The organism is Aminobacter ciceronei (assembly GCF_014138625.1).
In the GTDB taxonomy this organism is placed as follows: Bacteria; Pseudomonadota; Alphaproteobacteria; order Rhizobiales; family Rhizobiaceae; genus Aminobacter; species Aminobacter ciceronei.
Genome location: NZ_JACJHY010000078.1, coordinates 1 through 8426 on the forward strand (window position 1 = coordinate 1; position 8426 = coordinate 8426).

The window sequence follows — 8426 nt, forward strand, 5'->3', positions numbered from 1 at the left end:
AGATCGAAACGCGCCATGATCACCTCCCGCTGATTGCAGGAAGGGAATCACAACCGATGCCAAATGGGAATCCCGTTTATGGGTATGTGACCTAGTGTCAACGACCGGCCCCTGGTCAATATCGCGGGGCAAGCGGCGCATACCGACATCATCGAAAAAGGCGCTCGGCACAGTTCGGCGGTCGGCATAAACCGCCAAGATGAACGACATCGATCCTTCGCCTGGCTCACAGAACGCTTGAGCGTATCGCCGACCCCTAGCCGTACCGCGATCTCGGCCAACCCCTGCCCTGGCATCATCACGCCGACTGAACGGCCACGGCTGTGCGCTTCGAGCAGATCATCCCCCAGAGCGAGCGGCACGTGCCGGCCGGCGAGAAGTTGGTCAGCCTGTTCGAGCCTCACGCCGATATCATCGTCAAAGGCACCCGCGACGTCGACTACGGCCACAAGCTCAACCTGCCACCGGCAGGAGCGGCATGATCCTCGATCTGGTGGTCGGAGCGAGCAACCCGGCCGACAGCGGGCGATTACTGCCGATGCTGGAGCGCCACGTCGCCTTCTATGGTCAGGCACCGCATCAGGCGGCGGCCGACGGCGGCTTTGCTAGTCGCGGCAATCTGAGCTAGGCCAAGGCCTGGGGCGTGCGCGACATGGCTATCTACAAGAAGGTGGGACACAGGATCGAAGACATGGTCAAGAGCCAATGGGTCTATCGCAAGCTGCGGAACTTCCGCGCCGGCATCGAGGCCAACATCTCATGACTGAAGCGCGCCCATGGCTTGGTGCGCTGCACGTGGCGCGGGCTCGACCACTTCAAAACCTATGTCTAGTCCTCCGTCCTACAATCTCGCCCTCTTCACCCGCCTCTGACGCAACGGCCAATTCGGCAGGCCGCCGAACGACATGCTAACTGTTCGCATGGCTCGAATTGTGAGGGTTCACCTGCAGCGCCTGTTCCGCCAATGCTGCCGCGGCTAGCAAGGAGGCTTTGGTCATTTCGCAGTATCTGACGACTGCGCGATATTCACCAGGACGCGCGCTTCGGGATCGTCGGGGGGGGGGGGCGCCATGTCACGTAGCTTCCAGCTGGTCAGCAGCAGTTGTCCCGAACGGAAAGCTCGATCGACTGGGCAATCCTGATCTTGGGCCTAAAGTCGACGTGCCCTCACCGCAAAGACCCAGTACAAGATGCTTCTTATCCGCCGCATATGCCGGTAGACATCTCTCGAGTTCATCCGTCTTTTCTCCTTTTTTTGCCTTGTCTCGGCCAGATTTTTGGTCTTGCCCGATGCAGGCTTGGCGTTACGAATAAGAGTGATATATTTGGCCGCACGACCATCGCGGCTATGCAATGCCGGATTGCATGTCGCCGGAGCCAAAGTCTTCATGACGTCAATCGATGATTTCGCCCGTGACCTCGATTGGAATTTGCTGAAGATATTCCACGAGATCGTGCAGGCCGGTGGAGTAACAAAGGCAACGGACCGTATTCTTCTGAAGCAATCCGCCATAAGCCTCGCACTCCAGCGTCTCGAAGGGCGGATCGGGACTGTCCTTTGCAGGCGTGGTTCGGCAGGTTTCGAGCTGACGGCTGAAGGGATATTATTGGCTGAACTCTGCGCTCCAATGATGCGTGCGGTTCGCGAAATTCCAAGCCTTGCCAGTGAAGCGTCGAGCGAAATCCATGGGAATCTGTCGATTGGGCTGATTAGCAACTTCGTCAGTGGAACCTTGGACATGGCGATAGCCCTCTTTCACACCAGGTTTCCGAACGTGGAGCTTGTTGTCTCGACGATGGCCTCGGCTCACGTAGCGGGCTCCGTCATGCGCAGTGAGATCGACATCGGGGTGGCTCCTTCCAGAATCATGCGTCCGGAACTCAGATACCGTTTTCTTTCGAATGAGCTTCACCGGCCGTATTGCGGAATTCATCATCGGCTGTTCGGTGAAAAGTTCGACGACCCGCTGGCTCTCGCGGATGAGCGTTTCATACTTACTGGCAGCGATGAGCCCGATGAATTGCGCGCGTTTCGGTTGCAATACGGGCTCGGCCAAAAAATATCTGCCGTCAGCGAACATCTCGAGGAGGCAAGGCGGTTTGCACTTCTCGGAATAGGGCTTTGCTTCTTGCCCGAGAGCTATGCGTCGGCGGATGAAGCAAATCGAAGATTGTGGCCTTTGCTTCCACGTCAAATGGCTCCATCCGTCGGCGTTTATGTCATTGACAAGCCGAGTTTCCCGGAGCTTGCACGACGCGACAGGCTCCGTGAGGATTTTATCGCCTGCCTCAGTTAACGGCGTCGACATTTTGATCGCCGTCCGTCAGTCGCCTGCCAGGCGGCGCGGTAGGAAATCACCGAGAGAAGTCGAATTGGCATTTTTATCAACTCGCACGGGCCGTGCGGTGCACTGGCGTCGAAGAACAGACTATCCCCCGGTTTCATCCGGTAGAGGTTGCTGTCGTGCCGATAGAGTATCTCGCCTTCGAGCATGTAGAGCAGTTCCAGACCGTCATGATGGAACACAGGCAGTTCATCCAAAGGCTGCGAGAGGCTTACCAGATAGGGTTCGACCACCACACCGGCTGTGTTGGAGCCAGAACCAAGCAGATCATAGTGGTGGCCAGCTCGGGTGCCACGCCGTTCGACATTCAGCCCTTGGCCGGCCTTGACGAAGACAGCATTGTAGTTTTCTTCGTAGCGTCGAAACAAGGCCGTCGGCGACACTCCAAGCGCGGACGACAGTGCCTGCAGCGTATCGAGCGAAGGCGAAATACTGCCATGCTCCACTTTTGAAAGCATGCCGATCGATATGCCTGCTGCTGACGCCAATTCGGTGGCACTCAGGCCGTAACGGATACGGATCGAGCGGATCTCACGACCAATAGCAGCCTGCAGGCGCTCGCCTTCATCGATATGATTTTTGCCAGCGTCATGGCGGTCGACGAAGGCGTTCGTATGCTCAAATGAGAGCTGCTCGGGTAACATGTCGGCCGACTGCTCCACGGAACCGGATAGGCCAGTCATCCAAGACTCCTTCGCAAAGCGCCAGTTTGGCAAACGAAAAGACGGTGTTTGCGGTCAAGAGGCGCCCCAATGGGACGCCTCTTAGTTGGGGTCAGAGGATGCCGGAGAGAATGGCCACCCCAGCGAGCGCACCGACGCCGCCTACACATCTAACAATGGATGCGCCTCTCATTTTGGTGGCGCGGTCGAGCAGAAGGCCGCCAACAAGGCCCAGCGTGTGCAGCAATGCTGTGGCGGCCATGAAACCAGCGGCATAGGTCAGACCTCCGGCGCTTTCTGGCATCTCCGCACCATGGGCATAGCCATGGAAAATTGCGAAGAAGCCAACCAACCCCATTGCTGCAGCAACCGGTACACTGAGACCAAAGGCGACTATCGCTCCAAGCACGACAATTGAGGCTGCGATTCCCAGTTCGACGAAGGGCAGGCCTGCGCCGGCAAAACCGGCCCAGCCGCCGAGGGCCATGACGCCAACAAAGCTGGCGGGAACGAGCCAGAGCGCCCGACCGCCGAGCTGTGCCGCAAGGACTCCAACCAACGTCATCGCCAATACGTGGTCGAGACCACCCAGTGGATGGGCAAAACCGCCGGAAAAGCCATGAACGTCACCGTGTCCTGGGTGAGCCATCGCCAAAGTGGGGAAAGTAACGACTGCTGCAGTCAGCAGCGTGCGAATGCTGAATTTAGACATGAACCACCTGCACTTCCGTTCGAATTATCGATGTGGTCTTGAGAAAAAGGCTGCAAGCGACGCCATGCTCAGCCGACCCGCGCCTTGTCGCGATGGCCAAGTTTGCCGTTCGCGATCAGCGTGCCCAAAGTGTCGAGAACAACTCTGCAGGCAAGTTGGGCTGTATTATCATTGACGTCATAGGGCGGCGAAACTTCAACCACCTCCATCCCGCACAGTCCCTCGGCCGCGATCGTCCGAATTATCTCGAAGGCTTCGCGAGGCATCAAACCACCCGGCTCCGGCGAGCCTGTTCCGGGCGCAAAGCCTGGGTCAATCGAGTCGATATCGAAGGAGAGATATACCGCCTTACACCCTTCCCAAGCCATCTCAAGGGCCATTTCGGCCACCTTTTTGGCTCCGTGCTTCTCCAGGTCGAACATCGTCATGACACTGGTGCCACGCCTCTGGGCGACCGCGCTGCCTGGACGGTTCCCGTACCATCCCCCGATGCCGAGCTGGACCAGGTTCTTGGGATGACAATTTGGCAAGCCAACATCATGCATGTGGCTATGATCGCGGTGTGATATCTCGCGCCCCTCATGTGTAGTCCAGAACCAGGGCGTGGTGTGCATCCGCTCATCCATATCCTTCTCCTGGATATCGATATGCCGGTCGATGTGAATGATGCCGACATTGCCGTCGATGTGCGGAGCGATCCCGCGGACATTGGGGAAGCCGAGGCTGTGATCGCCTCCGCAGATGATCGGGAAGACGCCAGACGTATAGATGTGCGATACGGCCTTGGTGACTTGATCGAAAGTCTTTTCGATGTTGCCAGGAATGACAAAGATGTCGCCGGCATCGCAGAGGTCCAACTCCTCGTAGATGTCAACGCCGCCATCGAACCAGTAACCGTCATAGAGAGCGGAGATCCTCCGAACGGCCTGGGGCCCAAACCGGGTGCCTGGTCGATAAGTGGTCGCAGAATCGAACGGCGCGCCGACGAATGCGGCTTCGTATTGACCAATCTTGCGGATGTCCTCGCAATAGGGGACTTTCATGAAAGTATTGATGCCGGCGAAGGCAGGCTGGTGGCCGCGGCTGAACAGCGAGATGCTGCGGTCGACCACTGACGATGCCGCCTCCAGACCCAACTCAAGCGACCGGGCAGTCTCCTCCTCCTGCTTCTTTTGAGAGATGCGCGAAAGTCGATCAAGTGCCTGCCTGCCATCCGTCGAGTTTCTTATTTCCTCGGCATGAGAGTGGCTATGGTCGCCGCTGTGGTGATGATCGTGAGGTCCATTTCCCATTGCTTATTCCTAGGTTTGATAGATCGTTCCAACGGGTCTTTGTTGAAATCACACCCGAGTTATTCGATATGTCGGATACTCACTGCACAAGACCCAATTGCCAAACCATCTAATTATTGTGTAGCAACTCGGAAGGTCTACTCAAGAAATTATCCAATAAGTAGACCTCATCAAGGATGATATTTTCAGACTACTATTAGATCAACACCCTACTTTTCAATGAGCAACATTGATCAGGTCAATCCGCAACCACATGCCTAGGCACCGGACAGCTGACGTAAAGCATCGACCCCACCGAGAGCAGGTCCCGGCGGGGTCGACAGCTTCTCTAGCAAGCGGCTTCGATGGCGCTGCTATTGAAACACTTACATTTGATAGGTGGCGAGCAGATGCCCGATGTAGATCGTCAAACCACCAGTGACGAGAACGACATAGGGCAAATTCCCCGCGCGTTTTTTCATCGGCACGTCGCCCTCCATCAGGTCTGCTTGCATCCACTCAGGAAATTTTCCGCGATCGGTCACGTAATGACGGAACAGGAAGATCGGGATAATGCCGGCAGTGATCGCAAGGCTAGCGAGCAAGGCTCGTTCGCCCCAGAAGTCAGCCCCCCATCCCATGATCAGCAGGTTGAGATAACCACAGATCCCGCCAACCCAAAGCAGCCAGTTGGGACAGCGATACGGCCTCGGGGCTTCTGGCCTATCTATCCGATGCAGCCACCCGGCCTGTAGGTTGAGGAACACGAAGATCATGTAGGTAGTGTTGGCGAGCACAATGAGGAACACATAGTCCGACAACATGAGCAGGAAAGCATTGAAGATCAGATCGGTCCACATGGCGGCGACGGGTGCGCCATGGCTATTGAGCCTGGACAGATATTTCGGCAGCCAGCCGTCATGCGAACCTTGATAGAGTGTGCGCGATGACCCTGCCATTGCAGTCATGATGACCAAGCAAACCGACAGGATTAGCATCGTCATGATGATATTGGCCAGCACGGGGCCGGCCCCCACCATCTGCGCCATCACTCGACCAACGCCGGTGCCGTCATAGATGCCAGGGTCGAGCATTCCGTCCAGGCCGAGATAGCCTTGGAACGCGATCGGCACGACAGTGTAGAACAGGATGCACAGCAATCCAGAATAGACCAGCGCACGCACTGTATCATATCCGGGATTCTTGAACTCGCGGACATAACACACCGCCGTTTCAAACGGATAGGTGGACCAGGCAGCCAGCAGCAGGCCCGCTGCGAACGTTGTATAGCCAACCATGTTCCAAGTGCCGGCAGCAGGCTGTCCCAACGCATCCTGAGTGAGGGGAACAAAAGGCAAAAAATTGCTCGAATGCACATCGCCTGTGAAGAGCGGAACAATGCCGATAAGGAAGAGCGGCACCAGCACTGCCACGGCTACCGCCATCTGCACCTTTGCGGCGTTCAGGACACCACGATGCTGGATCGCAAACACCGTCAGCATCAAAAGCATGCCAAGCAGGAAAGTCGAGTTGATGCGCAGGTGAAGGCCCGATTTGATATAGCTCAGGTCCAGCAGCGTGATCGACCAAGTGCGTATCGCGGCGTCAGCCGGAAACAGCATCTGCAAAACATAGCCGGCCGCGAGGCCCGATCCGACTGCCAAGACAGGAGACCAGGAGAACCAATTGGTCCAGACCGAAATCGGTCCAAGCATCTTGCCGTACCGCACCCATGCCATGGCGCCATAGACCGACGCGCCGCCCGACTTGTTCGGAAACAGGCCCGATATCTCCGCGTAGGTGAAGCATTGGATGAAGCCAATAAACATAGAAACAATCCACACCAGCGGAGAAATGTTGCCCATAGCCGAGGCAACAGCGCCGATGGAAAAGAGCACGAGGACGGGGGTTCCCGCCGCGAACCAGAAGGCGTGCGTCCAATCGAGTGTACGCTGAAGGGAATATGATGGCGCTTCATGTGTGGCTATGAGCGCCGGCGTTCCGGGCATTGAGAATTCCTGCGTTCCGGCTTCCATGCGGGTTCTCCTCCATTATGAGTCATTGATGACCCTGCTTTTTGCCTATTGAGAACACATGGAGGGCGCCGAGAAACCTACCGCGCAGCTATTTTGTACATTGACGACACCAATGTTCGCCGACCGACGGCTCGTGCCGTCGCACTAAAAATTTATGCTAATATATTTGAATATTTCTAGATTCTCTTCGATAAGAGACATATCGTTGAATTAAACAACTATTGAATAATATCGCTCGTAACTTCTACAAACTTCTCAATGAACGCATCTCTGGCGGCTCGCTTCTGTGAATGAATGTTGCTGATGAGGTATATATCGCACGATAGGTCCTCGGTCCGACCCAACAATGGCCAAAGCAGACCATCGTCAACATCGGCAGCGACAAACTGCTCGGGAAGGATGCACACTCCAACGCCTGCAACGGTCAGACGCCTTGCTTCCTCAAGATTTGGAGTTCTCGCCGTTACCTTTTGTCCCAGGCGATGTCTAAGACGGAAACTTGTAAGTGAATCTGGCTCATCGGAGCCAGTCAGGATGAACGCTTCATCACTGAGAGTAATCGGGTCTGGCAACTCATTAAAAAGACGATGCTGTCTTCCACAGTATATCCTATGATACTCCCGCGCCAGGAAATCATATCTGAGATCGCTATGCCTATACAATATTGGTGATATGCCAATATCATAGTCATTATTTACCACACATTTTGTTATATCGCCCCAGGTCAATACGTCAAGTTTTATTAAAACGTCAGGATATTCAGAGTTGTATTTTATAAAAATTCCGTCCATTACACTGCTTGCAAAATTACTAATGATAGCAACATCAAGTTTTCCAGAGATATTGCATCTCGAGTTGTCGATCGCATATTGGGACTGCTCTATACCTTCATGAATATGCTTTACACAATCATACAAGATTCTCCCCTCATCAGTGAGTTCAAATCCTGCGCGTCCCCGCTGGCACAGCCTGCTGCCGACGACAGCTTCGAGACGTTTCAGAGCCAGGCTGATGGTGGATTGTTTCTGCCATCCAACATTGGCAGCAGCGGTGATGCCATTAGCCTCGACTATGTCATAGAATGTCTTTAGTAGGTTCCAGTCGAGCCGCTGGCTGAATTGCTGCATTCGGCGTTTAAGATCGTCATTTGGCATCTGCGACCACTTCCTGACTGCGATATTCTTCCAAGGCGCCGTGCTGCGCGCTGCTTTTTGCGAGCCAATCAATTAATCCCGAAGAAGCGTATCATAACTCACCTCACCAGCGGCATGATTGGGAACGCAATTTCCCTCAACTCCGATCGCCCTCTAGGTCACATACCCATAAACGGGATTCCCATTTGGCATCGGTTGTGATTCCCTTCCTGCAATCAGCGGGAGGTGATCATGGCGCGTTTCGAT

General features: G+C 55.2%; 7 protein-coding genes and 1 pseudogene. 2 read left to right on the forward strand and 6 right to left on the reverse strand.

Going from position 1 to position 8426, the window contains the following annotated elements; genetic code table 11:
• The coding region (locus tag HNQ95_RS33495) for a hypothetical protein (protein ID WP_210283904.1) at window positions 1–210 on the reverse strand (210 nt) is incomplete at its 3' end.
• A 122-nt stretch (window positions 211–332) separates the two neighbouring features.
• Between HNQ95_RS33495 and HNQ95_RS33045 the strand changes: the two are divergent.
• Both HNQ95_RS33045 and HNQ95_RS33050 read left to right on the forward strand, forming a co-directional pair.
• Window positions 333–872 (forward strand): annotated as a pseudogene (locus HNQ95_RS33045) (ISNCY family transposase); the annotation flags it as partial.
• Between the two features lie 516 nt (window positions 873–1388).
• Entirely contained in the window at window positions 1389–2297 is a 909-nt protein-coding gene (locus HNQ95_RS33050) for a LysR family transcriptional regulator (RefSeq protein ID WP_154387362.1), read from the forward strand.
• Here HNQ95_RS33050 and HNQ95_RS33055 read toward each other — a convergent pair.
• The 5 genes from HNQ95_RS33055 to HNQ95_RS33075 all read right to left on the reverse strand — a co-directional run bounded on the left by HNQ95_RS33055 (window position 2294) and on the right by HNQ95_RS33075 (window position 8180).
• Entirely contained in the window at window positions 2294–3028 is a 735-nt protein-coding gene (locus tag HNQ95_RS33055) for a helix-turn-helix domain-containing protein (protein ID WP_182576234.1), read from the reverse strand. The two genes, HNQ95_RS33050 and HNQ95_RS33055, sit on opposite strands and share 4 nt — an antisense overlap.
• 91 nt (window positions 3029–3119) lie before the next feature.
• A complete protein-coding gene (locus HNQ95_RS33060; RefSeq protein WP_182576235.1) occupies window positions 3120–3719 on the reverse strand; it encodes a HupE/UreJ family protein in 600 nt (199 codons plus the stop codon).
• 68 nt (window positions 3720–3787) lie between these two features.
• Complete coding sequence (locus HNQ95_RS33065) at window positions 3788–5011, reverse strand: agmatinase family protein (protein WP_108606004.1); 1224 nt, start codon at window positions 5009–5011, stop codon at window positions 3788–3790.
• 365 nt (window positions 5012–5376) lie between these two features.
• The gene (locus HNQ95_RS33070; protein WP_182576236.1) at window positions 5377–7026 is read right to left on the reverse strand and encodes a trimethylamine N-oxide permease; all 1650 of its coding nucleotides are present in this window, start codon (window positions 7024–7026) and stop codon (window positions 5377–5379) included.
• A gap of 218 nt (window positions 7027–7244) precedes the next feature.
• Window positions 7245–8180 carry a LysR family transcriptional regulator gene (locus HNQ95_RS33075; RefSeq protein WP_154387365.1) on the reverse strand — a complete coding sequence of 312 codons (936 nt, stop codon included), beginning with the start codon at window positions 8178–8180 and terminating at the stop codon, window positions 7245–7247.
• Window positions 8181–8426 lie beyond the last annotated feature (246 nt).